Here is a 25,904-nt window from a genome sequence, read left to right on the forward strand (position 1 = left end):
TATTTGCAAGATGCTTAAAATAAGATCTTTACCTAACTTGAGTTGATTTTATTAAGTATCTCATAATCTAACACTTATAAAAAACTAACTAACTAACTAACTAACTAACTATTGTTAAATATTAAAGACAAAATAGATTATTCATCTTTATACTTTTGTCTTTATACTTTATACCTGATTAATTAAATAACGAATCAACAAACTCGTTACGGTTAAACACTTGCAGGTCATCCATCCCTTCACCAATACCTATGTATTTTACAGGGATCTGGAATTGGTCGGAAACCCCGATCACAACCCCACCTTTTGCAGTACCATCCAATTTGGTAATCACTAAGGCATTTACTTCTGTAGCTTTGGTAAACTCTTTGGCCTGTTCAAATGCATTTTGTCCTGTTGAACCATCCAGCACGAGAATAATTTCATTAGGCGTACCAGGCACTACTTTTTGCATCACCTTTTTAACCTTTGTAAGCTCATTCATCAGGTTTACCTTATTGTGCAGTCGTCCGGCGGTATCAATGATCACCACATCGGCACCTTGCGCCTTTGCCGACGATAAGGTATCAAACGCCACAGAAGCCGGATCGGAACCCATATTCTGTTTTACCAAAGGAACATCAACCCTGTCGGCCCAAACCTGTAATTGCTCAATTGCTGCAGCCCTGAAAGTATCGGCAGCACCCAGCACCACTTTTTTACCTGCGGCCTTGAATTTATGGGCCAATTTACCGATAGTAGTAGTTTTTCCAACACCATTTACCCCCACAACCATGATCACATAGGGCTCATTAGATTTTGGAAGTTCAAAATCACCTTCCCCCTCCACCTGGTTTTCAGACAGGAGTTCAACAATCTCTTCTTTTAGGATATTATTTAATTCAGAAGTACTTAAAAACTTATCCCTGGATACACGTTCCTCAATACGTTCAATAATTTTTAATGTAGTATCTACACCAACATCAGAAGTAATCAATACCTCTTCCAGTTCATCCAGAACTTCATCATCAACCTTTGAGCGTCCGGCAACGGCACGGGTTAGCTTTTTAAATACACTTTCTTTTGTTTTAGCCAGGCCTTTATCCAGGCTTTCTTTTTTTTCCCGTGTAAAACTTCCAAATAATCCCATATATTTCAGACTATTAGATTTTGAGACATTAGATAATAGCGCTGTTAAATATACATAAAATAACCATTTATAATATGGCTATTCAGTTATATGCATTAAAAAATATTGAAAACAAATCCAGTTCCAATATAACACTACTACCTGACAAACCTTTTATTGCACAATATTATATACAAAAAAGCTTCCTTTACCATAAAGGAAGCTCTTTTGTAAAAAGGTCTTTTGCTATCGCAAAATTATTTTTTGAAAAAATTCTTTACTTCTTCATTGGTTACGATCTCTTCTTTAAAAGAGTATGCACCAGTTTTAGGCGACTTTACCATTTTAATCACTTTAGTGTGACCTTTACCGCCTCCTGTTTGTAAGGTTGCTACTGATTTCTTAGCCATAATTCAAATATTTATTTGATTTCTCTATGAACAGTATAACGCTTCAAAATTGGGTTATACTTTTTAAGTTCCATTCTATCCGGAGTGTTTTTTCTGTTTTTAACAGTAATATATCTGCTAGTTCCAGCCATGCCACTCTCTTTATGCTCTGTACATTCAAGAATTACTTGAACTCTGTTACCTTTTGCTTTCTTAGCCATCTCTTAATCCCCTTAAAATTTAGTTATAAAACCTTTTTCCTGAGCGGATTTCAAAGCAGCATATAAACCAACTTTGTTGATCATTCTAAGCCCGGAAGCTGAAACCCTTAGGTTGATCCAACGGTTCTCCTCAACCAAGAAGAAGCGCTTTTTAAACAGATTCACATCGAATCTTCTTTTGGTTCTTCTTTTTGAGTGAGACACATTGTTCCCAACCATGAACCTTTTTCCAGTTATTTCACAAACTCTTGACATTTTTCAATCGTTTTTTTCGGATACATTTTTCAAACAGAGCGCAAAATAACTGATTTTTATCGGAAATAACAAATATTGAGAAATAAAATTTATACTATTTTTTTATTGTTTCAATATATCAAACAACAAATCCATAAAAGCATGCAAATTACAATTTCTACCCTGCTACAAAACAGAATTATTACAACTCTCTATACTCTGACTCAAAACAGCCTATTTTACGACAATAACTCTGCAATAACCCGATACCGAGGAAACTGGTCCATAATAATTTTTACAAATACTGTTATTGGGATAGATAATATTAAACCCGGAATGCCCCAGATATACCCCCAAAACATTAACATAATCAAAATAGCTATAATATTAACCGAAAAGGTTTTTCCCATAAATATAGGTTCTAAAACAGCCCCCATCACCACCTGAACCCCCGTTAACACAAGCGAAAAGAAAAGCAAACCACTCATATTTTCCATCTCTACAAAAGCAAAAGCCGAGAGCAATCCCACAGAAACAACCGACCCCACCATTTGTACAAAATTGATTGTAAAAGCAAACAATCCCCAAAATATAGGAAAACTTACATCAAACGCAACACAAGCCAAACCAAAGCCCACACCAGTAAAAAGGCTGATAACAAACTTTACAATAACAAACTTGATAATATCTTTCTCAATTTTTCTGAATATTTTAACTGACGAATGCTTTACTTTTATCAGGGTACTATTGAGCAACTTTTCAAAATCAACAGATCCGGAAAGCAACAACACTACAAAAAAAGCTGTCATCAAGGTTCCTGACAGCAGGTTGCTTAAAAAATCAAGTGAAAAACCAATTTTATTAACTATATCACCATTTCCAAAATAATGCATCAGTACATTATTTCCCTGTATCCTGGTAATACCAAAAAACTCTTCAAGCGAAACAACCAGGTCAACAAGCTTGGCTTCTGCCTTATCAAAAAACATGCTATTGGCCGATAAAATTTCATTACTGGCCAAACCAATAAGTACCCCTCCCAGCTTAAATACCCCAACAATGATTGCCACAATACAAATAATGCTCAAGTACTTTGGCACCTTTTTCCTGCTCAGCCACCTTAACAAAGGCAAAAAAAGCAGTGCTATAAACATTGCAGACACGAGTGGGATAAATATAAAAGAAAGTGTTTTTAACAGGTAAAAAATTACAGGGATAACCAATAATAACAATAACACATTTGTTGTTCTAAGATCCTTCATTCTATTTTTATTTTGTTTTATGCCAATAATAACCTGCTGTATGAATTAGAAAACTTAGCTTAACTAATTACAATAAAATTATACAACCGACAATTATTTAAAATGTTTCTTCCAATCACTTAAAATTTGCTGCAAGAAACACATTTAAAACCAAGCCATCAACTATATATTCAAATATTACATTTCAAAACATTTTACATACTAAAACTATTGTTTTATATTTTTTAACCCACTTTTTGTGTCATATTTTATTTTTTTGCCTATTTTTACTTTCAAATATTAAATATATAAATTATGTCAAAGAAAAGTGTTTTAGATTTACTCGACAAGGGTGCAGACGACAGAGAATTTCGTATTAAGTACGACAACTGTTTTTCTGAAGAAAAATTTGCAGAACTTGCTAAAGAAGATGGTTTTGAGTTTTCGGCTGAAGAGTTAAAAGAAGTTCTTCGTGAAAATGGTGATGACTTTGCTTCGTTTGGGAATCCTCCAAAGAAAGGAATCTGGGTATAAAAGTAGCATGGATAATGGCAGTTTTTCCATGGAAATTCTGCCATTATTTATACTACCTACCCATACTACCTGAAAATAATGATCAGTAATATCGATACTGTTTCCCTGCTTTTATTTCGAAACAGCAATCCTCAGCTTTTTCCCTTTAATTCTTTCATTATTTAACAAGCCCAATATCTGCCTGACCTTACTCCTTTGTACTGCCACAAAAGCAGAATGGTCTAAAACGTCTATCAAACCTAATTCATCTTTTTTTAACTTGCCTTTCTTCAATAACAGCCCAACAACATCAATTTTATTCACTTTATCTTTTTTTCCCTTATCCAGATAAAGGGTTTGCCATTGGGGTAATTCAGGCAAATTCACATTTACCTCAAGACTTTCAAACAGCACCTCATGATCAATATACTCCGGCATTTCTTCCTGCTCAGCAAAAATCAGGTACGCCACACCCGAGGCTTTCATCCGTGCAGTCCTTCCGTTCCTGTGAATAAAGGATTCCTTTTCTTTTGGAAAGTGATAATGAATCACATATTTAATATCGGGTATATCCAGTCCCCGCGAAGCCAGATCCGTTGTAAGCAACAAGTGATGGCTTCCATTGCGGAATTTTACCAAAGCCCTTTCACGCTCTTCCTGTTTTAACCCTCCATGGAACACATCATGAACAAGTCCCATTTCATCCAGATGCTTACTTATCCTGTCTACAGCATCACGATGATTAGCAAACACCACCATGGGTTCGTTACCTAAACTGCAAACCAAATTAAAAAAGGCTCCCAATTTATCCTTGCCTTCTGAGCGCACGGCTTTTAAAGTCAGGTTTTCCTGAATTGCTTCATGCGGCAGTAAATCCAGAACCTGATATTCTTTCATTCGAACAAAGCCGGGAATCTCATCCATATTGGTAGCTGATGTAAGCACCCGTTGTTTAACAGCCCAGGCTTCTGAGATAATATCCTGCATCTCGTTGTGAAAACCTAACTCCAGTGCTTTATCAAATTCATCTAAAACAAGGTACTTTATATAATCAGTAGAAATATGGCCCCGGCGCACATGATCGGCAATCCTGCCCGGAGTACCGACTATTATTTCTGCAGGATGCTTTAAACTATTCCGTTCTGTTTGGATGGAATGCCCCCCGTAACAGCACAAGCATTTAAAACCCGTTCCCAGACTCCTGACCACCTGCTCTATTTGCAGGGCCAATTCACGGGCTGGTGCCAGTATTAACAGTTGTGTTCTTTCGCTGCCGGGATGCACTTTATCCAACAACGGAAGTAAAAATGCCAACGTTTTACCCGATCCCGTTGGTGATAACAATACCAGGTTATGGTTGTTTTCTATAAACTCGCAGGCCTTTATCTGCATTTCATTCAGGGCATCAATGCCAAGTTTATTTAGATATTCTTTTCTTTTCTTATGCATGGCACAAAGATACATTCTTTATCAGGGTATATGAATAGTTCAGAAATTTAAGTAAATTGTAAAATCCACATACGGTAAGCAAATTGAGGAATTTATGGAGAATTTTGAGGATCTACAGAAGAAGATAGAGGATTTAAATCGGGAGATCGGGCTTTACAAGGAAGTGATCAATCAATTACCCATTGGAATTCAATTATTTGATAAAGATGGTACATCCTGCTACACAAACCCCAAACAAACAGAATTCCTTAAATCGCAAAACCCTTCAGCTCTATCTGAACAATATAATATATTAAAAGATCCCCATACCTTCAGGCAAAAAATTATTCCTGTTGCTGATGAAAATTCAAATAGCTCATGCGTTTTTACCATTACTGAAGACATTACTGAACTCATTGAAGCAAAAAGGAGACTCAAACAATGTGAGGAAAATTACCAAAACTTTGTAACCCACTCTCCGGATATACTTTACAAATTTTCAAATAAAAAAGGCTCGCTATTCTGGAGTCACCAGGTAAAAGAAATTTTGGGATATGATCCGGCACAATTAAAATCAGATCCTTTTATATGGAAAAATTCCATACACCCGGATGACATACAAAGAGTTAAAGAAGAGGTTGAAAATTATGAAAAAGGGGGTATTTACTCCGTCGAATATAGAATAAAGTCAAATTCCGGCAAATGGATTTGGCTACACGATCAGTTTATGTACAAGTCTGTTATCGATGACGAGATAGTGATTGAAGGCCACGCATCGGATATCACCAAGAGAAAGGAGCTTGAAATCGAACTTGAAGAAGCAAAACAACGGTTTGAACTAGCTATGCAGTCCACCAAGGACGGGCTTTGGGATTGGAATCTATTATCAAATGAAATATACCTTTCGCCAAACTGGAAAAGCATGCTGGGCTATAAGGATGAAGAACTTGAAAACAGTTTTGAGGTTTGGCAAAAACTGGTACACCCAATGGACAAGGAGGAAACAAACAAAACCCTGCGTGAACATTTGGAAGGTAAAAAAGACCGTTTTGATATTGAATTCAGGATGAAACATAAAAACGGCAACTGGATAGATATTTTATCAAGGGGCAACTGCTATTTTGATTCAAAAGGCAAACCTTATCGTTTGATCGGTACCCATATTGATATATCGCAGCGAAAACACCTAAAAAAAGCTTTGGCCGACAGTGAGCTGAGATGGAAATTTGCTATAGAAGGAAACAAGGATGGCCTTTGGGACTGGGATATAAAAACCAACAGGGTATTTTTTTCGACCCAATGGAAAAAAATGCTGGGCTTTAGTGAACATGAGATCGGCAACACATTGGAAGAGTGGGACAAGCGGGTACATCCGGACGACAAAGAGAGGACGTATGAGGACATTGCAAAACATATAAAAGGAGAAACGGAGTATTATAAAAATGAGCATCGTGTGATATGCAAAAACGGAACCTACAAATGGATTTTGGACAGGGGGATTATTATTGAACGTGATGTTGATGGACAGCCTGTTAGAATGATTGGTACCCATACCGATATTACCGAACGCAAGAAGCACGAAAAGTATTTATTCGAATTGAACAGGTTCAAGGATAAAGTATTCTCTATTATCACACACGATTTAAGATCTCCGTTCAACGCCATTTTGGGATTAAACGAAATTGTGATCAACAGGATTGAAACAGAAGATTATAATGCTGCCAAAGAAATTACTGAGGCAATTTACAAAACCACCCAACAAACATTGGGGCTGCTGGACAACCTATTGTATTGGTCGAGAATGCAAACCGGTAAATTTTATTTCAAACCCAGTCCGCTAGAACTAAACAACATATCAAAATCGGCCATTGAATACCTGAAACTAAATTTAACCGGCAAAAAAATTAGCATAAAGTGCTTTATTCCGGATAACTTTATGGTAGTTGCTGATAGAATAATGCTGGAAACCATATTGCGGAACCTTTTGCAAAACGCCATTAAGTTTTCTTATCAGGAAAGCACTATTGAACTCCATGCAAGCCGAAAAGACAAAACTGTAGAAATATCTGTAATTGACTATGGGATTGGCATCAACAAAGGCAAGATTGAAAAGCTATTTGATGTATCTGAAGAGTTCACCTCTTTGGGCACCAACCAGGAAAAAGGTACTGGCTTAGGCCTGGTTGTGTGCAAGGAATTTATTGAAAAACATAACGGCAAGATATGGGTAGAAAGCGAAGTGCAAAAGGGAACAAAATTCACTTTTACCATAGCAGAATAAACTACCCTCTCTTAAAAAAACAATAACTACCTGATTTAAATACAATTAAATCAGATAAGCAAACAAGTCATGATTCTTATTCACATATTCCCCGTAAAAATTCCGGGCTTTCATCCTGGCCAGCAATGGTTCAAAATCATTTTTATCTTTTAGCTCTATTCCAACCAATGCAGGACCTTTTTCACGATTTATCTTTTTGGCATACTCAAACAACACAATATTATCATCAGGACCAAGGATATCGTTTACAAACTCTTTTAAAGCCCCCGACCGTTGAGGAAAGCGCACAATAAAATAGTGTTTTAGTCCCTCATACAGCAAAGAACGCTCTTTAATTTCTTCTGTTCGGGTAATATCATTATTGCCCCCACTAATAATACATACTACTTTTTTACCTTTTATTTGCTCTTTATACTGCTCCAATGCTGCCACCGACAAGGCACCTGCAGGCTCAGCCACAATAGCTTCATTATTGTACAACTCTAAAATTTTGGTGCACACTTTTCCTTCAGGAACCAGCAGCATATCATCCAGGTACTTTTGGCATATTGGAAAGTTATAATCCCCAACGCGTTGTACGGCCGCACCATCTACAAACTTATCTATTTCATCAAGCGCAACTATTTCACCTGCCTTTAAAGAATAATACATGGCAGGTGCCCCTTCGGGCTCCACCCCTATCAGTTTGATATCTGGTAATGATTGCTTTAAATACGCCCCCATACCAGCAGACAATCCCCCACCCCCAACAGGTATAAATACAAAATCAGCATCCGGCAATTCTTCCAATATCTCCATCCCAACGGTGCCCTGACCTTCAATAACTTTGGGATCATCAAATGGCGGAATAAAAGACAGGTTATTATCCTCGCTGAACTTTAAGGCCGCCTCATTGGCCTCATCAAAAGTATCACCTACCAAAACAACCTCCACCCACTCTTTCCCCAAGGTGTTTACTCTTTTAATTTTTTGTTGCGGCGTAGTTGTGGGCATATAAATAGTTCCCTTAACCTTTAACAGGAAACAAGAAAAGGCAACTCCTTGCGCATGATTACCTGCACTGGCACACACCACTCCTTTATTTATAACTTCGGCAGGCAGTGATGCCATTTTATTATAGGCTCCCCTTATTTTATAGGAGCGTACCACTTGCTGATCTTCGCGTTTAAAATAAATATCGGCCTGATATTTTTCAGAGTAAGTATGGTTGTATTCCAAAGGGGTTTGACGAATAACTCCTTTTAAACGAGATACCGCATTGATAATGTCTTCCTGTTGCGGAATGTATGTATTTTGATCGTTCATTTCTTTTGTTCATTGAGTAATGCTGCAAATGTACAAATTACAATTAATCTTTTGGGATGGGCTACATTTGATAATAAGGCAATCACTTATATATTTGGTATAAAGTATAAAGACAAAAGTATAAAGATCTGAATACAATAGGATAAAGCATTTTTTAGATGTTTATAAAATGTTACGTAGTGCTTACAAGAAAACTGCTGATTTTTCTATTAGCCCACTCACACCCCTCAGTCTTCCCGAATACAAGTTCGGGACAGGCTCTAAAAGGGAAGTTACATCCGCACAGTGCGTTGGAATTTCCCCTTTAGGAGAATCAAAAGTGTGAGCGTAGGAATCATGAGTTTTCTTAAAAGAAACTAAGTATTCTACAGGTATTTCTTGTCTTTATTCTAAATTTTTCAATCTACATCATTCTCTTTACTATCTTTGTTTGTAGCAAAACGAAAACACTATGGCAGAACCATTTAAAAACCTATTTACCCCTGAAGTAATAACACAGCTGGGTAATACCATTAAGCAAATCTCCAATAACTTTAATCTGGAGCAGTTTAATACAGATGTTTTTAACCATGAATGGGAAGCATTAGAATTAAAGGGTAGAATGAAACATGTTACCCAAAAGCTACACAAGCAACTACCCAAAGATTACAACCAGGCCATTGATATTATTGTTGGTATAACCGATATTATTGAAAAGGAAAATACCCAAATGAATATTACGCACATGGTAATGCCCAACTATGTTGAGTTATATGGAGTTGATCACCTGCAAAAATCAATTGCTGCCATGGAAAAAATAACTCAGTTTGTGAGTTGTGAATTTGCTGTTCGTCCTTATATTATAAAATACCCCAAACAAATGATGAAGCAGATGTTACAATGGTAGAAACATCCTCATCAAAACGTAAGGCGCTTTGCATCTGAAGGATGTCGCCCTCGGTTGCCCTGGGCTGTTGCCTTACCCGATTTAAAGAAAGATCCGGCTCCTATCTTTCCTATTCTCGAAAACTTAAAAAACGATGAATCGGATTTTGTAAGAAAAAGTGTTGCCAATAATTTAAATGATATTTCTAAAGATCATCCCGATGTTGTATTAGATATGGCCTCTCAATGGAAAGGCACCTCTAAAAACACAGATTGGATTGTGAAACATGCCTGCAGAACTTTATTAAAACAGGCGCACCCCAAAGCCATGAGTTTATTTGGGTTTAATCATTCCGATGACATAAAAGTAAATGATTTTAAAATCAATACTCCCAAAGTTGTTTTTGGAAATCACCTTGATTTTAGTTTCTCAATAAAAAACAATGGCTCCGAAGCAACCACCATACGTTTGGAGTACTACATTTATTTTATAAAGGCCAATGGATCGTTGGCTAAAAAGATTTTTAAAATCAGTGAAAAGAACTACTCAGCCAGCTCAAATAATATTGTTCAGCGCAAACATGCCATAAAACCCATTACCACCCGAAAATATTACCCCGGATTACATCAAATAGCCTTAGTGGTGAATGGCAAGGAGTTGCATAAACATGATTTTGAACTTTTGATGGAGTAAAGATGAATTCGATTAAAGGGAATTGGTTGGATATAATAACGCATATAGAAAAAGAATTGGGGATCTAAGGGCATTCTTTATATTACATATTGAAATTGATGGCGATAAGGTCGTTTTTGAATACCTCGTTTCGAGAGGACAATCCTATGATAAAAAAACATCAGTGACAATTCTCTAACTCCTATCTTATATGTAGAACAACCACTATTATTATAAAAAACTGTCATTATACTTATCCACCCCCAAGGTTTTGAAAAGCTTCGGGGTTTACATATAATTCTCTATTTTTGCTCATCTGATATATTACAAAGCCTATTATCTATTTTTTATGCAAATACTATTAAACTGCCTGCCTCCGCTTGATATACACACTCCATCCATATCCTTATCTATCTTAAAATCCTTTATGGAGGATAAAGGTGTCAGTACAGGTGTAAAATACTGGAACTTCGAGCTATCACCCATATTGGAGCACTCGGACAGTGAGGATACTGAGATTAGGCTACTACCCTTTTTATCCATATTAAACGACCTGCACAATAATACAAAAGGCAACAAACGTATTGCGTCGTTCTTGCAAAAAGTAAAACCAGCATACAAGACTTATGGGCACAGTTACTATCAGGAGCTTTTGCAGGAAATGAAATCAGGGATTTTGCAAAACATCGAAAACGGCTTGAGCGATTTTGATTTTAGCAGAACAAAGATTTTTGGGATCAGTGCCAAATACAACCAATGGATTCCAGGTATGATTTTAGCTGGGGCGGTAAAAAAAATCGCACCCCACATAAAAGTTGTGGTAGGTGGATTTGGCAACAGTAACGCAGCGCATGAAGCCATGAAAATATGCCCGTATTTTGATATGGCCACCTGGGGCGAGGGCGAATACCCCTTATGGCTATTTTATCAGGAACTGGAAAAAGAAAAACCTGACTATGCTATTATTCCTCGTTTTATGTATCGCAATGGTGACGAACTGATAAAATCGGCTACCAGCAAAAGCGAATACCTTGATTTTAATAATTACCTCTACCCTGATTTCAGTGATTATACAACTCAACATCCTCATCAGGATGATATGGATAAGGTAAATATCCCGATCAACTCAATTCGCTCTTGTAATTGGGGCAAATGCAAGTTTTGCGATTTTAACACCGGGTATAAACTACGGATGAGGACTCCGGAATGCATAGTTGCCGAAATTGAATATATTTACAACACATATGGGTTTTCCACCTTTTCGTTTGTTGATAGCGACACTTTTGGCAACAAAGAGCACTTTAATAAATTGCTCAACCTGATTATAGACCTTAAATTAAGAACAGCCGAAGATCTTGAGTTTTGGGCTGAAATCATTCCTAACCCAGAAATAGATGCCGCTATGATAGAACGGATGGCCATTGCCGGGTTCAAAAATTTGTTTATCGGCTACGATGGGCTTTCGGATGTATTGTTGCAAAAGATGAACAAGAAAAGTAGCTTCTCCGACAATTTGTTTTTTGTGAAAGAGAGTTTGAAACAAGGCATTTATCCTTATGTAAATGTAATAAAACATATACCTTATGAAACCGAAGAGGATGCTCAGGAGTGCATTGACAACCTGCATTTTACACGTTTCTTTTATAACGATGCAGTAATTTCCTTTGAGCATAATTTCGTCAACCTGGTATTATCTTCCATGAGTAAATATTACCGCATGTTGTCAGTAGAGGAGCGCAATACATACAACTATGATATTTTAACCTATCTGTTGCCTGACTATTTTCATGGTGACGAAAACAGGTTTCATTTGTTCCGGTACGAAAAGAACATCCCTGAAAACATCAAGGAATGGGACAAACTACAGGAGATTGAAAACTACTATAAGGAAAACTGTTTTACCTACAAAACCCAGGAACACAATGGCGTAGTTTATTATACAGAATATTGTAATGATGAAGAGATTGAAAATATTGTTTTTGATGGACCGGAATATGGCCTTGTATTAAAAGCAACCCAAAATCAAGTTACATCTTTTGCAAATTTACAACTTCATGTTAATGCATCGCTCCCTCATATTTCAAAAGAACGATTAGTTGAAGTGCTTTCACATTTAAAGCAAGCTCATATTTTATATTATAATGAGGAATATTCAAATATTGTATCGCTGGTGAGATTATAGACAGGATTAAAAGGATTTGATAAGGGATAAGAACCTAAGTATTTTGAGTATTATATCCCTTCTGAATAGAATCTAAAGGTATTCGAACATCCAAAGGCCACGCACCAACTTGCGATACGTAAGGCTTTCTGTTACAACCATCACCTCCAACAATACGCATAATAACTATTGACTAATACCCTTCATTGTCCTATAAACCAATGACCTTTGACCAATAACCAATGACCTTGACCAATAACCAATGACCAATAACTATTGACCATTGACCAATAACCATTGACTCTATTGACTATTGGCCTGCTTTTTACGGATCCGATCTTATTTACAAATTACATATAAAGAACGGATCCGGGGAAATGTTGTTCCTGAGGAAAAATGCTGTAGTAGCAAGCATTTAAGCTAGCGCTTCCGCTGAGTAGCTTTAGCGTTTGAGGAAAGCACAGCGTCCTAAAGGCGTAGCTATCCTACCAGCTAATGGCTATTGATCATTGGTTATACACCTGAATATGACTCAAAAGGGTAATATTCTCCAAATCAGAATAATCATATTGATACAGACCATCCGTTCCTATCATCAATAATACATCCCCCAATGGTATTACGTCAAAAGCATTGATATCCTTATAATGTGCCAACTGCTTATCTGTTATAACTAAAGGATCTTCGGCATTAAATATTTTTAAACCATCATTTCCATCACAAATAAAAAGCACTCCATCATCTATCCCCAACCCATAAGGCTCACTCATGGAATATTCTTTCAATAGCTTTGGCGCTTCCATATTTGAAATATCAATCACATTAAGCTGGCTTTCGATAGCACCACAAAGGTTTCCACCCCTAAGGGTTACGTATGCATAATCACCTTCCACTACAACCGGGTCGCAAGCGGTGGCATGGGTAAACTCAGAAATAAAATGCGGGTTAGCGGGATTTTGCAGGCTGTAAATAAACATGCCGCTTTGGGCTCCTATAAATAACATATCCTCATATGGAAACAAGGTTTCAATCTGCCAGCTGATATAAATTTGCTTTTCAAATACAGGATCAGATGCATCTGACACATTAAACAAGCGCAAAGATGCATTATCTATAGCATACAAATAGTTATCGTACAAGGTAAAACGGGCCATAGAGCCGCCTACACCTGTGCCGCTACCATTTACGCTTGCCGAGGCCATATCCATAGCTAAAAAGTCGCCTCGCCAGGTGGGCATTACCTCATAATAATATTGGTTATCATCTACCTTATGCGAAACCTCCTTTTGAGTATACCCAACAATAACACCCTTTTCCACATCCACGCTTTCTACTACTCCCGAAACTACCTCTGGTATTATATAAGGAAAGGCCTCCTCATCCCTATCTACTTCAGTGATATTATCCATATCACTAATATCAATGGTCAGCAAATCTATATAACTATCCGCATACAGCTTATCTCCTTTAATAGCCATATCAATATTACCGGGGATTTCTATAAACGATACCTTTTGCGGATTCGACGGATCTGAATTATCCACTACATGAATCCCTTTTTGATATTCATTGATAAAAATAAAGTTGTCCTTAAAATAAATCTTCCCGGCCTGGTTAATATCTTCAGGGGGCAAAACAGAGAAAGAAGACCGTAAATCGGAATAGCTTAAATATTCCGGAGTGTTTACAACGTATGTTTCTTCAATTTGGTTAGTACAACTAAATTGTACCAGGGCTATACCGATTAAGGCAATGTAAAGTAGTTTCGCTTTCATGATTACATTTTTGTAAAACTGAACACAAGAGATTACAGCGATACGGAGTTTTCTTTTATGTCCGTTGGGGTTAAATATCAATATAAGAATTTATTTACACTGTAATGATGAGACAAATAATAAATGGTTGCGTAGATTATTTTTATTTATTTTTATACGCAACCATCTATATTTCGAACCATCATCTAAAAAACTAATTATACCTGCTTATGAAAAATTTAATCTCCATTCTCTTTATCCTGATACCTACAACTATAGTCTGTCAGCAAAGCAAAACACCGGACAAACAAACTGGTTACCAAAACTATACTTCATATGGTCAGCTAATTGGTTCCGGCAGGGACAACAATACTATTGTCAGTTCCATACAAATGGAACACAATTATCTTTTTAATAAAAATTTTGCATTTGGTTTAACTACCGGTTTAGAATGGATGGACATAAACATGGCAACTATTGGAGGTAACATCAAGATTATTTTTCCCACAACCAATAAACAGTCTGTTTATTTCGGAGCCTCTTTGGGCAGGGTGATCCCTTTAGATGATGCAGAGGATGATTGGAGACAAATAAAAAACACCCACGGCGGGGACTTTATTAATACAGAAATTGGATATGTGTTTCCTACAAAAGGTGTAGCTGCTTTTTATACTGCTATAGGATATAGGTTTCAGGAGTATTCGTATAGTATTGAAGATTGGTGGCTGGACGATTTGCAAAGATCTGTGAAATACAACAGGTTTTTAATTAGAATTGGGCTTAGGATATTTTAGAAAAAATATTTTACTGGAGGCAACTAATCATTAATGTCAAAACCCTTATAAGTGCTCATTTCATTGTCAAAATGGTATAAAAAAGTTTATTTTTCCAAAGAGTCAGGGAAAATTCGCATAAACTTATTAGGGATTTGCACTGTCAGCTTCATCGGCTTGTCAAGAAAAGGATGATAAAACTCTAATAAAAAAGAATGAAGATACAAACCTTTGCCTTTTAATATTAAACCTTCAATACCGTACAATTCATCGCCTAATATAGGATTACCCAATGAAGCCATATGCTGCCTTAGCTGATGCCTTCTTCCGGTAAAAAGGGTCAGTTCAACCAGATTTAGCTTTTTAAATTTATCTGAAACCACAGTATGCAGTACTTTAAAGGCAGACTTTGCATACTTTTGATCAACATCCTTTTCCACAATACCAGCCGTGTTCATTTCTCCTACGGCAACAGCCATATATTTTTTGGTAATCTCCCGGTTTTCAAAAATCTTATTCAACTCAATAACAGCTTTTCGTGTTTTCCCTACCAGCAAAGCTCCGCTTGTGGGATAATCCAACCGATGAATGGGTTCCGGGTAGTCAAGCGCACCCTCCTGTTTGCTTTTTTTTAGATTTGCCGGTAGTGCATTTTCAAGTGTTCGCTTTTTATTGCCACTTACTACAAGCCCGGCTGGCTTGCTGACTACAGCCAGAAATTCATCTTCATAAATAACATCTATGGGGATATCAATTACCGGTTTGTTTTTAACACTACAATCCTGATAAAGTTCGAGTAATTCTCCGCCTGACATATAATCCGCTGTATGCCCTTTTTTGCCATTAACATACACCAAACCATTTTTCACTGCTTTTTTAACACTCTTTTTAGATGGAAGTGATTTAAATATTTCCGGAGCCACATCCGATAACCTTTGGGGATTATCACTTATGGGAACAATACCCTTTTCCTGTAGTATTAATTGCATTATCAAAGATATAAAATTTGTTACTGGCTACTGGTTGCGTGTTACTGGTTGCAGGTTAATTGTTACGTATTATCGATTACTTGTTACCTATTGCCTGCTACTTGTTACTGGCTGCTGGTTGCGAGTTGCGTGTTGCAGGTTACTTGTTAATTTTTACTTGTTAATTGATCATTGTTAATTGATCACTGATCATTGTTACTTGTTACTGTTTCAGTCCTTCCAACAAGGGGTTGCTGTACATGATTTTTTCATTACTCTCAAAATCAAAAAGCGTAAGTTCCCTCAACCTGTAGTACGACAACCAGTAAGTTTCCAATGACTTCACATAATCTCTTTTTGCCTTCTCCCTGTCTGATAAAGAAATATTCAGATCGGTGATACTAATCTCTCCATTCTGAAATTTTTTTAAGGCAATCAGGTAACCATTTTCGGCCACTTTATCTGCTTCCTTGGCAATATCCAACTGATCCTTGAGCAAACCAAACTGTTCGACCTGCACAATAACATTACGCTCAAAATTTTCCTTATCCTGCTGCACATCAAATAAAACCAAGTCACGCTTGCTTTCGGCCAGCTTTACGTTTGAAGAAGACTTACCCCAATCCAGAAGAGGAATAGATAAGGATATGCGGAGCGATTGCTGATTCACCGTATTCTCGTATACACCCGGAATCTCCTCTGCTATATTCGTAGTTCCATAAGTCCCTTTTAAAGTGGCCGCCAATCCATTATCTCTTTTTGCCTTGGTCAAATCACGCCTGGCCTCAATAAGCCGGCGCTCATACGCGGTCGTCTCTTTCCTGTTGGCAAGAGCTTCTTCTAAAGCCTTATCCGGATCCACATTAAACAGAACCATATTTAATGGCATTGACAACTCCACATTGGTTGACTGATCCAGTCCGATATATTTTTTCAGTGCAAAATCCGCATTTCTTAAATCCATAGTGGCCTGACTCAAGGCCTTTTGGGCAGTTAGTACCGATAATTTTATCCTTGAGTAATCATTTTCACTAATAATACCCAGTTTGATTTTTGTCTCTGCAATTCTAAGGTTATCCTTGCTGTTGTTTAAACTATTTTCTGCCAGTTTAAAATTGGTTTGCACTTTTAAATAGGTAAAAAACAACGAAACAGCTTTTCTGGAAATATCTTCCAGTGATTCAATAAAATATTTTTGGGCTTCATTATAAATCAATGGCTCTGTTTTTTTCGACCACTTCATCCAGTTATAGGCAAAAATCGGTTGTGTAACACCAATCAAAAATGGATTCCCCTGAAAGTTTGTGTATTCATGAACTAAATCCTCATACCTAAAAAGCGTACTTTTTGCGTAAATGTAAGTTCCTGATTGCGGTATGGACTGGTTAACCGATAACTGCGCACTGTTTTTAAAATAACCCACCTCCCTAAACTGCACACTACCATCATTCTGGGTAATAGGCCGGGTGCCTTCCTCATAATTAGGCAAATCACCACTCAACACAAACTGAGGGCGAAACTGGGTTTGAAAGTTCTTCCACCTCCAATAGTTATTTTCATACCGGTTTTGTGCATATTTAACAGCAGAAGACTGACTTACTGCTAAATCAACCACATTTCTTAAGCTGAGGTTTAATTTCTTTTCCTGTGATTCTGCCTTTACTAAAACTAAAAAGAACACCCCTGTAATAATGCAAACAATTCGTCTCATCCCACACCCTTTAACGCTTTTCTATTTTTACAGATCCCACCTCTTTTAACGGAACTTCTGATGATATTACGATTTCATCCCCTTCTTTAAGCCCCTCTTTAACCTCAATAAACTCATCGGTAATCAAACCCAATGTAACTTCCTTACGAACGGCACTGTCACCGCTAACCAATAAGGCTTTCTGATTCTTCTTATTATTAAACAAAGAACCCCGTTTTATCCTCAACACATCATACCTTGCTCTTTTAACAACTTCAAGGTTAACCTTTTGATTTGGGATTAACTTTGGATGGTCACTTTCTGTTAAGCAAATCGTAAAACCTAAGTTATTATTCTCCAACTGAGGATTAACGCTGGCTACCCTTCCCTCCAGACGGTTTTTATCGACCAAAACATAAGCCCTTCGACCAGTTTTTATAAGATTTTTAAACTTACTATCGATAGAAGCCCTGATTTTAAGCCGCGACAGATCGGACATGGTAACAAGCAACTTTTCTCCCTGGATTTTTTCACCCTCTTTAGCGTTTACCGAAAGGACAATCCCATCCGAAGGGGCTTTAACCTCCATTAATCCGAGTAACTCTTTCTGATTACCAAGCTCCTTTTGCTGCATTTCAATTTGCAGCAACAATCCTTTTTCATCAGCAGCCAACTGTGCAATCCTGATAGAGTTTTTTTCCCGAACCAACTTTAAGTCCTTTTCTGCCAAAACCAGCTCTTGCTTGGTCTTATCATATTTGGCCTGTGAAATACCCCCTACTTCCAACAATTGTTTTTGATCGGCAAGGGTAGATTTTATAGAGGCAATTTTTAACTTTTTAGTTTCTTCATTATAAGCCAGATCAGCCCTGGTGCTTCTGGCATTCAACCTGTTCTTTTCCAGATTATTTTCTTTTACAGCCAATTGATCGTTAAGCTGTTCTATTTTGGCCTCAATAGATTTAGTATCCAGTTTTACGATTACATCACCTTCTTTTACCGGATGGCCGGGTTCCTTTACAATTTTTGCTACGATACTCGCGGCAGGACTTAGCAAGAGCACTTCATTGGCCGGGATTACATACCCCTCTGTTGGAACAAATGTTTCAATATTGCCCACATCAATTTTGTAGGTCTCAAATTTCCCCGTTATCAATTCCGATTGCTTCGATTGGCAACCTAACGCTATCGTTATCAATACAATTACCCAAATATTTTTTTGCATCATATAGTCCTTTGTAATTTTTATTGCAAAACAGCCATAAAAATATACAATATCCCCCAAAAAGTAAGGGTTAACATTTACAAATATGATTTTTAGCAGATATTACACAGACAATTTGCCTGATTAATACGGATCCGGGAAAATGCTGCTCCTGAGCAAAAATGCTGTAGTAGCAAGCAATCAGGCTAAAGCGAAGCGTCCTAAAGGCGCAGCCGTTCTATCAGCTAATGGCTAAATTATATGGATCCGATCTTATTTACAGGGCGCTTATAAAGAACGGATCCGGGAAAATGCCGCTCCTGAGCAAAAGATGCTGTAGTAGCAAGCATTCAAGCTAAAGCGTAGCGTCCTAAAGGCGTAGCTGTCCTATCAGCTAATGGCTAAATTATACGGATCCGATCTTAATTTCAAGGTGCTTATAAAGATCGGATACGGGAAATACTGCTCCTGAGCAAAAATGCTGTAGTAGCAAGCAAGCAGGCTAAAGCGCAGCGTCCTATAGGCGTAGCCGTCCTATCAGCTAATGACTATTATACGGATCTGATCTTAATTTCAAGGTGCTTATAAAGATCTGATCCGGGAAAATGCTGTTCCTGTACAAAAATGCTGTAGTAGCAAGCAATCAAGCTAAAGCGAAGCGTCCTAAAGGCGTAACCGTCCTATCTGCTTATAGCTAAATTATACGGATCCGATCTTTTTTACAAATCGCTTACAAAGATCTGATCCGGGAAAATGCTGTAGTAGCAAGCAATCAGGCTAAAGCGAAGCGTCCTAAAGGCATAGCCGTCCTATCAGCTATTGGCTAAATTATATGGATCCGATCTTATTTACAGGGCGCTTATAAAGAACGGATCCGGGGAAATACTGCTTCTTAGCAAAAATGCTGTAGTAGCAAGCAATCAGGCTAAAGCGAAGCGTCCTATAGGCGTAGCCGTTCTATCAGCTAATGGCTAAATTATACGGATCAGATCTTATTTACAAGGCGCTTATAAAGATCGGATCCGGGGAAATGCTGCTCCTGAGCAAAAATGCTGTAGTAACAAGTTATCAAGCTAAAGCGAAGCGTCCTAAAGGCATAGTCGTCCTATCTGCTTATAGCTAAATTATACGGATTCGATCTTATTTACAAGGCGCTTATAAAGATCTGATCCGGGAAAATGCTGCTCCTGAGCAAAATGTGTATTAGTAGCAAGCAATCAAGCTAAAGCGAAGCGTCCTAAAGGCGTAGCCGTTCTATCTGCTAATGGCTAAATTATATGGATCCGATCTTATTTACAGGGCGCTTATAAAGAACGGATCCGGGAAAATGCTGCTCCTGAGCAAAAATGCTGTAGTAGCAAGCAATCAAGCTAAAGCGAAGCGTCCTAAAGGCGCAGCCGTCCTATCAGCTAATAGCTATTTCTCTATTTCCAACCATGCGCCACCCTGATCCTGGCATCCACAGCAATAATCGTATCCCGGTTCCCCATCAAGGGATTTATATCTATCTCTTTTATTTCAGGGGTATACGTCAGCATATTGGAAAATTTCACAATAACATCAACAAATCCATCAATTGAAACGCCATCTACTCCTCTGACTCCTTTTAAAATATCATACCCTTTTAATGCTTTAATCATACCCAATGCTTCCTGTTTGCACAAAGGAGCCAAACCAGAACTAACATCTCCCATTACTTCAACAAAAATACCCCCCAAGCCACACAATACCACATGTCCAAAGCCCTCTTCGTATTTTGCACCCAAAAACAGCTCTATTCCCGAAACCATAGGTTGAATCAACACTCCTTGCGCTCCCTGGATATCCATTAAACGTTGATACTCCTTTGTTAGCCTATCCATATTATCAATATCCAACACAACACCGCCCACATCTGATTTATGTACCGGGCCAACCACCTTTATCACAACAGGAAAGCCTATTTTATTTGCTACATTTTCAAGTTCATCTTCCTGAGTAACCACAACCTCTTCCACAAAAGGGATACCGGCTAACGCCAGAACTTCACTTACTACCTCAGGAGCTAAATACCCATCCTTATTCTGAGCTACAATTCCTGCAATTGCATCTACCACATCAATAGGATCAGTTTCAAACAAGTCCCTATGCCGGTTCTGAACTTTAATCAACGCCTCGGCAAACAACACTTCATCCGGAAAACAAACATTTCCTTTGGATACAAAGTATTCTATATCATTTTTCACATTGATAATTGAGGGCAATACCGGAAAAATTGGTTTAGAACCAATTTGCATCTTATGATGAAGCATTTCATAAACATCTTTTACAGGAACAAGTCCAGGACTTCCAAAAATAACCACCATACCATCTATCTCATCAAAATCATTTTCGCAAGCATCAATTATATGTCCCAGTTGCTCCGCATTGCCTGTAGCTAAAAAATCAATAGGGTTGGCCACACTCGACCCATCATAAAGTTTTTCTTTTAAAGCCGATGCTTTCTCCCCTTTTAATGTTGGAATGTTAAACCCTCCACCCGAAAGGGCATCCGTTAGCATTACTGCTGGACCACCAGCATGGGTAACAATGGCCAGTTTTTTACCTTCCAACTCTTTACACATAAAAACTGCTGCCACCGTAGCCAACTCCCCCCTGCCATAGCAGCGGACTATCCCTGCCTTTTTAAACAAAGCATCTACTGCCACATCCGGGTTGGCTATTGCCCCGGTATGACTCGATGCAGCCCTGCTACCCTCATCCGAGGAACCCGCTTTTATTGCCGCAATCCTACATCCTTTCTTATTTAACGATCTGGCATGCTTTAGCAGTTTTGCGGCATCTTTTATACTCTCCATATACAAGAGCTTGATACGGGAGCTCCTCTCATAATCAAAAGTTTCATCAAGGTATTCCAAAATATCTTCCACCCCAATTTGCGCACTGTTACCAACCGAATAAACACTATTAAACTTTAGTCCTAAAGGCATCCCCGCTTCTAAAATAAAAACTGCGGTAGCCCCTGAGGCTGAAATGAAATCAGCTCCCTCATCCTGCAAATCCGGGATCGGTGCTGTAAATACACTATGGTGAACACTATTCATCATCCCAATACAATTTGGGCCAATCAAACATCCCCCAACCGAATTGATAACATCCACAATCTCTTGCTCCACCCTGGCGCCTTCTTCACTTTCCTCTCCAAAGCCTGCCGAAATAATAATAAATGCCTTTGTGCCTTTCTGTATGGCAAGGGTTTTAACTGCACCCAAACAAAATTTTGCAGCAACAGCCAACACTGCTAAATCAACCTTAGCCGGTATGTCTTCAACACATGAAAAGGTTTTCTGCCCCTGAACATCTGGCGACTTTAAGTTGGTAACATAAATCGCGCCCTTAAAACTTGCTACAATATTTTGGAGTATTTTACCTCCGGGCTTTGTCAGATCATCAGATCCTCCAATAACGGCAATGCTTTGGGGATTTAAAAGTTGATTGTTTATCATTTTTCAGATTTTGATATTAAACAAACGGTATTACCAAAACTCATAAATTCATATAAAAAATACAATGAATAATATCAATTCTTAATTGTTAATTGATAACTGTAAATAAAAAAGTATTTTTGTACCTCAATTGATTTTAGCAATATGGCAAACGACATTCAAAACATAATCAACAAAACAGAACTTAATTTACAAGATTTGTCGCAACTACTCAACCTGGAAGGAGAAGAGCAGAAACTTCTTTTTAGGAAAGCCGAAGAGGTTCAGCTTAAATACGTAGGCAACAAAGTATATTACAGGGGATTGATCGAGTTTTCGAATGTATGCTCAAAAAACTGTTATTACTGTGGCATCAGAAAGGACAATAAAAATGTAGAACGATATAACATTAGTGATGATGACATTGTAAATGCAGCTGTTTTTGCCTGGAAAAACAGATATGCCTCTATTGTGATTCAGGGAGGAGAACGTAGCGACAACCATTTTGTAAACAGAATTGACCATCTGATAAAAAGAATTAAAGAAGCTACTAACGCTGAAATTGGGATTACCTTAAGCCTTGGCGAACAAACCAAAGAAACATACCAAAAATGGTTTAACAGTGGTGCCCACCGATATCTGCTCAGAATTGAAAGTTCCACAAAAGAACTATATGAGCAGATTCATCCTAAAGATGAACTTCATCATTTTAACACCCGGTTAAATTGCCTGCATTTACTCAGAAAAATTGGCTACCAGACCGGAACTGGCGTAATGATTGGCCTGCCTGGTCAAACCTTTGATGATTTGGCAAGAGATCTGCTGTTTATGAAAGAATTTGATATTGATATGTGTGGGATGGGCCCGTATATTGAACACAAGGATACCCCTTTATACAAAGAAAGGCACAAACTTTGGCATATCGGGAAACGTTTTAATACCGCACTAAACATGATTGCTGTGTTAAGGATCCTGATGAAAGACATCAATATTGCTGCAGCAACGGCACTTCAGGCTATTGATCCCATGGGAAGAGAAAAAGCCCTAAAACATGGAGCAAATGTAATCATGCCCAACATTACCCCTACCTTAAACAGAAAAAATTATCAGTTATACGAAAATAAACCTTGTATTGATGAAGGCGCTGAAGATTGTGGCAATTGTATGAATATGAGGATTGAACTGGCCAACAGGGAAGTTGGGTTAGGACAATGGGGCGACTCAAAACACTATTTTAACCGAACTAATCCATAATTTTGCACAACCAAAAACAATTTTTGTTGTTAATATCTCTACATTAGCATTGAATAGCGATAAAATATGAGAAAACCGGAAAACCATATATTAGTAATTTTTGGAGCATCAGGAGATTTAACTCACAGAAAACTGATTCCAGCCATTTTTGATTTATATATTAAAGATACCCTTCCCGAAAAATTTGCCATTTTAGGGGTAGGCAGAACTTCCTTTACCGATGAAGAATTCAGAAAAAGAATGGGAGAAGGTATAGAAACCTTTGCTTCTATGGTTAAAGCAAGTTCCAATAAAGCAGAGAAATTAAAATCCTTTGTTAAAAAACTATACTACACTTCGTTAAATACAAAAAATGCAGAGGATTATAACGGTTTTAAATCAACCTTATTAAACCTTGATAAAGAAACTGGCACAGGTGAAAATTTCATCTTTTATCTGGCCACGCCTCCTAGTATGTATACTGTTATCCCGGAAAACCTTGCTAAACAAGGACTAAATTCTGAAAACACAGGTTTTAAAAGACTTATTGTAGAAAAACCCTTTGGTTATGACTTGGAGAGTGCTCAAAAGCTAAACAATCACCTGCTAAAGGATTATAAAGAAGATCAAATTTACAGGATAGACCATTACTTAGGTAAAGAAACTGTTCAAAACCTATTGGTAACCAGATTCTCCAATGGAATTTTTGAGCCTCTTTGGAACAGGAATTACGTAAGCCATGTGGAGATCACATCTGCAGAAAGCATTGGAGTTGGTTCCAGAGGGGGATATTATGAAGGCTCAGGGGCTTTAAGGGATATGCTTCAAAACCACCTGCTTTTATTGGCCAGCCTGGTTAGTATGGAACCACCTGCCATCATTGACTCAAACAGTATCCGTAATGAAATAGTAAAAGTGCTTCAGTCAATCCGCCCCATAAAGGAGGATGAGGTTGACAAACATGTTATACGTGGTCAATACATGCCATCAACCATTAAAGGTGTAAAAGTAAAAGGCTACAGGGAAGAAACAGGTGTTAATCCTGAATCAAGAACTGAAACCTACGTAGCCATGAAGTTTTTTATTGATAATATGCGTTGGGCTGGCGTACCGTTCTTCATCAGAACCGGTAAGATGCTACCAACCCGAGTTACGGAGGTTGTTATTCACTTTAAGCAAACCCCTCATCATCTTTTTGCCGGCAATACAGCCATAACCAATAACCAGAATCAATTGGTTATCCGCATTCAACCGGATGAAGGTTTATTGCTAAAATTTGGCATGAAGGTACCCGGATCAGGGTTTAACGTTCAAAATGTGAATATGGATTTCCACTATGCTGACCTGTCGGAAAAAGAACTACCCAGTGCCTATGAAAGATTATTGCACGATTGTATGTTGGGAGATTCTACGCTTTACTCCAGAGGGGATGCTGTAGAAGCGGCCTGGAAATTTATTAAACCCATACAGGACGCCTGGGAAAAGGATCGCAACATTAGTGTTCATGGCTATCCTGCCGGAACCTGGGGGCCGGATATTGCCGACAACCTTTTTGAAGACCCCCATCTGTCATGGAGGTATCCTTGTAAGAATCTGGCTAACGATGGCAATTATTGTGAATTGTAATTGGTTACTGGCTCCTGGCACCTGGTTACAGGTTACTGGTTGGTGGTTTTAAACTATGAAAAATGAAAGACCTTAAGATATTTGACACAAAACAAAAATTAGCCGGGTACTTTGGTGATATACTTTTAAGCAGGCTAAGCACCAATAATAAATTTACCATTGCACTTTCAGGGGGTAGTACTCCTAAAGCTATATTTGATGTACTTGTATCTCAATATAAAGATAAAATTGACTGGAATAAAATTCACCTTTTTTGGGGGGATGAAAGGTGTGTTGGGCCTGACGATGCTGAGAGCAACTATAAAATGACTTACGACCATTTGATTAGCAAAGTACCTATTCCCCAAACAAACATCCATAGAATTAAAGGGGAAAATGAGATTGATGCAGAGGCAAAGGCTTACGAACAACATCTCAAACATACACTTCCCATAGTGAATGGAATACCTCAATTTGATATGGTACTTCTGGGCATGGGATCAGATGGGCATACAGCATCCATCTTTCCTCATCAAATCAATCTTTGGGACTCTGCTGATTTATGCGTTCCTGCATGGCACCCGGAGTCAGGACAGAGAAGGATTTCATTTACCGGTAAAACCATCAACAACGCCAAAGAGATTTTCTTTTTAATAACAGGCAAGGATAAGGCAGAAAAACTAAATGAAATCATAAATAAAAAAGCAGGATATAAAAATTACCCTGCTTCATTGGTTGATTCTCCAGTATTTTTAATTGATAAGGATGCCGGAGCACTTTTGTAAAGAGTTTGAA

At 37.9% G+C, this 25,904-nt stretch carries 21 protein-coding genes; 9 read left to right on the plus strand and 12 right to left on the minus strand.

The genetic code is table 11. The features are described from left to right. Positions 1-178: 178 nt before the first annotated feature. The 5 genes from ftsY to OM074_RS13030 all read right to left on the minus strand — a co-directional run bounded on the left by ftsY (position 179) and on the right by OM074_RS13030 (position 3,214). Positions 179-1,129: a signal recognition particle-docking protein FtsY gene (gene ftsY, locus OM074_RS13010; protein WP_301200087.1), complete on the minus strand. Its 951-nt coding sequence runs from the start codon at positions 1,127-1,129 to the stop codon at positions 179-181. Between the two features lie 236 nt (positions 1,130-1,365). Further along, a complete protein-coding gene (locus tag OM074_RS13015) occupies positions 1,366-1,518 on the minus strand; it encodes a DUF4295 domain-containing protein (protein WP_301200089.1) in 153 nt (50 codons plus the stop codon). 11 nt (positions 1,519-1,529) lie between these two features. Beyond that, on the minus strand, positions 1,530-1,718 hold the full coding sequence (gene rpmG / locus OM074_RS13020; protein ID WP_301200091.1) for a 50S ribosomal protein L33: 189 nt from the start codon (positions 1,716-1,718) through the stop codon (positions 1,530-1,532). A 12-nt stretch (positions 1,719-1,730) separates the two neighbouring features. Further along, positions 1,731-1,973: a 50S ribosomal protein L28 gene (gene rpmB, locus OM074_RS13025; RefSeq protein WP_301200093.1), complete on the minus strand. Its 243-nt coding sequence runs from the start codon at positions 1,971-1,973 to the stop codon at positions 1,731-1,733. A gap of 218 nt (positions 1,974-2,191) precedes the next feature. Continuing rightward, positions 2,192-3,214 (minus strand): AI-2E family transporter, encoded by a 1,023-nt coding sequence (locus OM074_RS13030; protein WP_301200095.1) that lies wholly within the window; start codon positions 3,212-3,214, stop codon positions 2,192-2,194. A gap of 294 nt (positions 3,215-3,508) precedes the next feature. Between OM074_RS13030 and OM074_RS13035 the strand changes: the two genes are divergently transcribed. Continuing rightward, entirely contained in the window at positions 3,509-3,727 is a 219-nt protein-coding gene (locus tag OM074_RS13035) for a Nif11-like leader peptide family natural product precursor (protein ID WP_301200097.1), read from the plus strand. A 111-nt stretch (positions 3,728-3,838) separates the two neighbouring features. Here the strand turns inward: OM074_RS13035 and OM074_RS13040 are convergent, their stop codons facing one another. Beyond that, on the minus strand, positions 3,839-5,155 hold the full coding sequence (locus tag OM074_RS13040) for a DEAD/DEAH box helicase (protein WP_301200099.1): 1,317 nt from the start codon (positions 5,153-5,155) through the stop codon (positions 3,839-3,841). A 94-nt stretch (positions 5,156-5,249) separates the two neighbouring features. On the opposite strand from OM074_RS13040, the gene OM074_RS13045 reads away from it, so the two are divergent. After that, positions 5,250-7,415 carry a PAS domain-containing sensor histidine kinase gene (locus OM074_RS13045; RefSeq protein WP_301200101.1) on the plus strand — a complete coding sequence of 722 codons (2,166 nt, stop codon included), beginning with the start codon at positions 5,250-5,252 and terminating at the stop codon, positions 7,413-7,415. A gap of 45 nt (positions 7,416-7,460) precedes the next feature. Here OM074_RS13045 and ilvA read toward each other — a convergent pair whose 3' ends face one another. Continuing rightward, positions 7,461-8,720, minus strand: a complete 1,260-nt coding sequence (ilvA, locus tag OM074_RS13050) for a threonine ammonia-lyase IlvA (protein ID WP_301200103.1) — start codon at positions 8,718-8,720, stop codon at positions 7,461-7,463. A gap of 451 nt (positions 8,721-9,171) precedes the next feature. Here ilvA and OM074_RS13055 point away from each other — a divergent pair, with 451 nt between their 5' ends. The 3 genes from OM074_RS13055 to OM074_RS13065 all read left to right on the plus strand — a co-directional run bounded on the left by OM074_RS13055 (position 9,172) and on the right by OM074_RS13065 (position 12,439). Next, complete coding sequence (locus OM074_RS13055) at positions 9,172-9,606, plus strand: hypothetical protein (protein WP_301200105.1); 435 nt, start codon at positions 9,172-9,174, stop codon at positions 9,604-9,606. Positions 9,607-9,660: 54 nt separating this feature from the next. Then, positions 9,661-10,278, plus strand: a complete 618-nt coding sequence (locus OM074_RS13060) for a YhaZ family DNA alkylation repair protein (RefSeq protein WP_301200107.1) — start codon at positions 9,661-9,663, stop codon at positions 10,276-10,278. Positions 10,279-10,606: 328 nt separating this feature from the next. Next, positions 10,607-12,439, plus strand: coding sequence for a B12-binding domain-containing radical SAM protein (locus OM074_RS13065; protein WP_301200109.1), 1,833 nt, complete (start codon positions 10,607-10,609; stop codon positions 12,437-12,439). Positions 12,440-12,924: 485 nt separating this feature from the next. Here OM074_RS13065 and OM074_RS13070 read toward each other — a convergent pair whose 3' ends face one another. After that, positions 12,925-14,193 carry an LVIVD repeat-containing protein gene (locus OM074_RS13070; protein WP_301200111.1) on the minus strand — a complete coding sequence of 423 codons (1,269 nt, stop codon included), beginning with the start codon at positions 14,191-14,193 and terminating at the stop codon, positions 12,925-12,927. A gap of 209 nt (positions 14,194-14,402) precedes the next feature. Between OM074_RS13070 and OM074_RS13075 the strand changes: the two genes are divergently transcribed. Continuing rightward, positions 14,403-14,966 (plus strand): hypothetical protein, encoded by a 564-nt coding sequence (locus OM074_RS13075; RefSeq protein ID WP_301200113.1) that lies wholly within the window; start codon positions 14,403-14,405, stop codon positions 14,964-14,966. Positions 14,967-15,052: 86 nt separating this feature from the next. Here OM074_RS13075 and OM074_RS13080 read toward each other — a convergent pair whose 3' ends face one another. The 4 genes from OM074_RS13080 to OM074_RS13095 form a co-directional block, all read right to left on the minus strand. Beyond that, a complete protein-coding gene (locus OM074_RS13080) occupies positions 15,053-15,934 on the minus strand; it encodes an RluA family pseudouridine synthase (RefSeq protein ID WP_301200115.1) in 882 nt (293 codons plus the stop codon). 202 nt (positions 15,935-16,136) lie between these two features. After that, positions 16,137-17,624 (minus strand): TolC family protein, encoded by a 1,488-nt coding sequence (locus OM074_RS13085; protein ID WP_301200117.1) that lies wholly within the window; start codon positions 17,622-17,624, stop codon positions 16,137-16,139. Between the two features lie 10 nt (positions 17,625-17,634). Further along, positions 17,635-18,831 (minus strand): efflux RND transporter periplasmic adaptor subunit, encoded by a 1,197-nt coding sequence (locus OM074_RS13090; RefSeq protein ID WP_301200119.1) that lies wholly within the window; start codon positions 18,829-18,831, stop codon positions 17,635-17,637. A 1,400-nt stretch (positions 18,832-20,231) separates the two neighbouring features. Further along, positions 20,232-22,292 (minus strand): acetate--CoA ligase family protein, encoded by a 2,061-nt coding sequence (locus OM074_RS13095; RefSeq protein WP_301200121.1) that lies wholly within the window; start codon positions 22,290-22,292, stop codon positions 20,232-20,234. A gap of 144 nt (positions 22,293-22,436) precedes the next feature. Here OM074_RS13095 and hydE point away from each other — a divergent pair, with 144 nt between their 5' ends. The 3 genes from hydE (at position 22,437) to pgl (ending at position 25,894) form a co-directional block, all read left to right on the plus strand. Then, positions 22,437-23,525: a [FeFe] hydrogenase H-cluster radical SAM maturase HydE gene (hydE, locus tag OM074_RS13100; RefSeq protein ID WP_301200123.1), complete on the plus strand. Its 1,089-nt coding sequence runs from the start codon at positions 22,437-22,439 to the stop codon at positions 23,523-23,525. 66 nt (positions 23,526-23,591) lie between these two features. Continuing rightward, a complete protein-coding gene (gene zwf, locus OM074_RS13105) occupies positions 23,592-25,130 on the plus strand; it encodes a glucose-6-phosphate dehydrogenase (RefSeq protein ID WP_301200125.1) in 1,539 nt (512 codons plus the stop codon). 62 nt (positions 25,131-25,192) lie between these two features. Next, positions 25,193-25,894 carry a 6-phosphogluconolactonase gene (gene pgl / locus OM074_RS13110; RefSeq protein WP_301200127.1) on the plus strand — a complete coding sequence of 234 codons (702 nt, stop codon included), beginning with the start codon at positions 25,193-25,195 and terminating at the stop codon, positions 25,892-25,894. Positions 25,895-25,904: the final 10 nt, after the last annotated feature.

Origin of the sequence: Plebeiibacterium marinum (genome assembly GCF_026013615.1) — a bacterium.
Taxonomy (GTDB): Bacteria; Bacteroidota; Bacteroidia; order Bacteroidales; family Marinilabiliaceae; genus Saccharicrinis; species Saccharicrinis marinus_A.

Excerpts from the sequence above, each read along its gene's own strand:
- ftsY (WP_301200087.1), bottom strand. The coding sequence starts at position 1,129 with ATGGGATTATTTGGAAGTTTTACACGGGAAAAAAAAGAAAGCCTGGAT.
- OM074_RS13015 (WP_301200089.1), bottom strand. The coding sequence starts at position 1,518 with ATGGCTAAGAAATCAGTAGCAACCTTACAAACAGGAGGCGGTAAAGGT.
- rpmG (WP_301200091.1), bottom strand. The coding sequence starts at position 1,718 with ATGGCTAAGAAAGCAAAAGGTAACAGAGTTCAAGTAATTCTTGAATGT.
- rpmB (WP_301200093.1), bottom strand. The coding sequence starts at position 1,973 with ATGTCAAGAGTTTGTGAAATAACTGGAAAAAGGTTCATGGTTGGGAAC.
- OM074_RS13030 (WP_301200095.1), bottom strand. The coding sequence starts at position 3,214 with ATGAAGGATCTTAGAACAACAAATGTGTTATTGTTATTATTGGTTATC.
- OM074_RS13035 (WP_301200097.1), top strand. The coding sequence starts at position 3,509 with ATGTCAAAGAAAAGTGTTTTAGATTTACTCGACAAGGGTGCAGACGAC.
- OM074_RS13040 (WP_301200099.1), bottom strand. The coding sequence starts at position 5,155 with ATGCATAAGAAAAGAAAAGAATATCTAAATAAACTTGGCATTGATGCC.
- OM074_RS13045 (WP_301200101.1), top strand. The coding sequence starts at position 5,250 with ATGGAGAATTTTGAGGATCTACAGAAGAAGATAGAGGATTTAAATCGG.
- ilvA (WP_301200103.1), bottom strand. The coding sequence starts at position 8,720 with ATGAACGATCAAAATACATACATTCCGCAACAGGAAGACATTATCAAT.
- OM074_RS13055 (WP_301200105.1), top strand. The coding sequence starts at position 9,172 with ATGGCAGAACCATTTAAAAACCTATTTACCCCTGAAGTAATAACACAG.
- OM074_RS13065 (WP_301200109.1), top strand. The coding sequence starts at position 10,607 with ATGCAAATACTATTAAACTGCCTGCCTCCGCTTGATATACACACTCCA.
- OM074_RS13070 (WP_301200111.1), bottom strand. The coding sequence starts at position 14,193 with ATGAAAGCGAAACTACTTTACATTGCCTTAATCGGTATAGCCCTGGTA.
- OM074_RS13075 (WP_301200113.1), top strand. The coding sequence starts at position 14,403 with ATGAAAAATTTAATCTCCATTCTCTTTATCCTGATACCTACAACTATA.
- OM074_RS13080 (WP_301200115.1), bottom strand. The coding sequence starts at position 15,934 with ATGCAATTAATACTACAGGAAAAGGGTATTGTTCCCATAAGTGATAAT.
- OM074_RS13085 (WP_301200117.1), bottom strand. The coding sequence starts at position 17,624 with ATGAGACGAATTGTTTGCATTATTACAGGGGTGTTCTTTTTAGTTTTA.
- OM074_RS13090 (WP_301200119.1), bottom strand. The coding sequence starts at position 18,831 with ATGATGCAAAAAAATATTTGGGTAATTGTATTGATAACGATAGCGTTA.
- OM074_RS13095 (WP_301200121.1), bottom strand. The coding sequence starts at position 22,292 with ATGATAAACAATCAACTTTTAAATCCCCAAAGCATTGCCGTTATTGGA.
- hydE (WP_301200123.1), top strand. The coding sequence starts at position 22,437 with ATGGCAAACGACATTCAAAACATAATCAACAAAACAGAACTTAATTTA.
- zwf (WP_301200125.1), top strand. The coding sequence starts at position 23,592 with ATGAGAAAACCGGAAAACCATATATTAGTAATTTTTGGAGCATCAGGA.
- pgl (WP_301200127.1), top strand. The coding sequence starts at position 25,193 with ATGAAAGACCTTAAGATATTTGACACAAAACAAAAATTAGCCGGGTAC.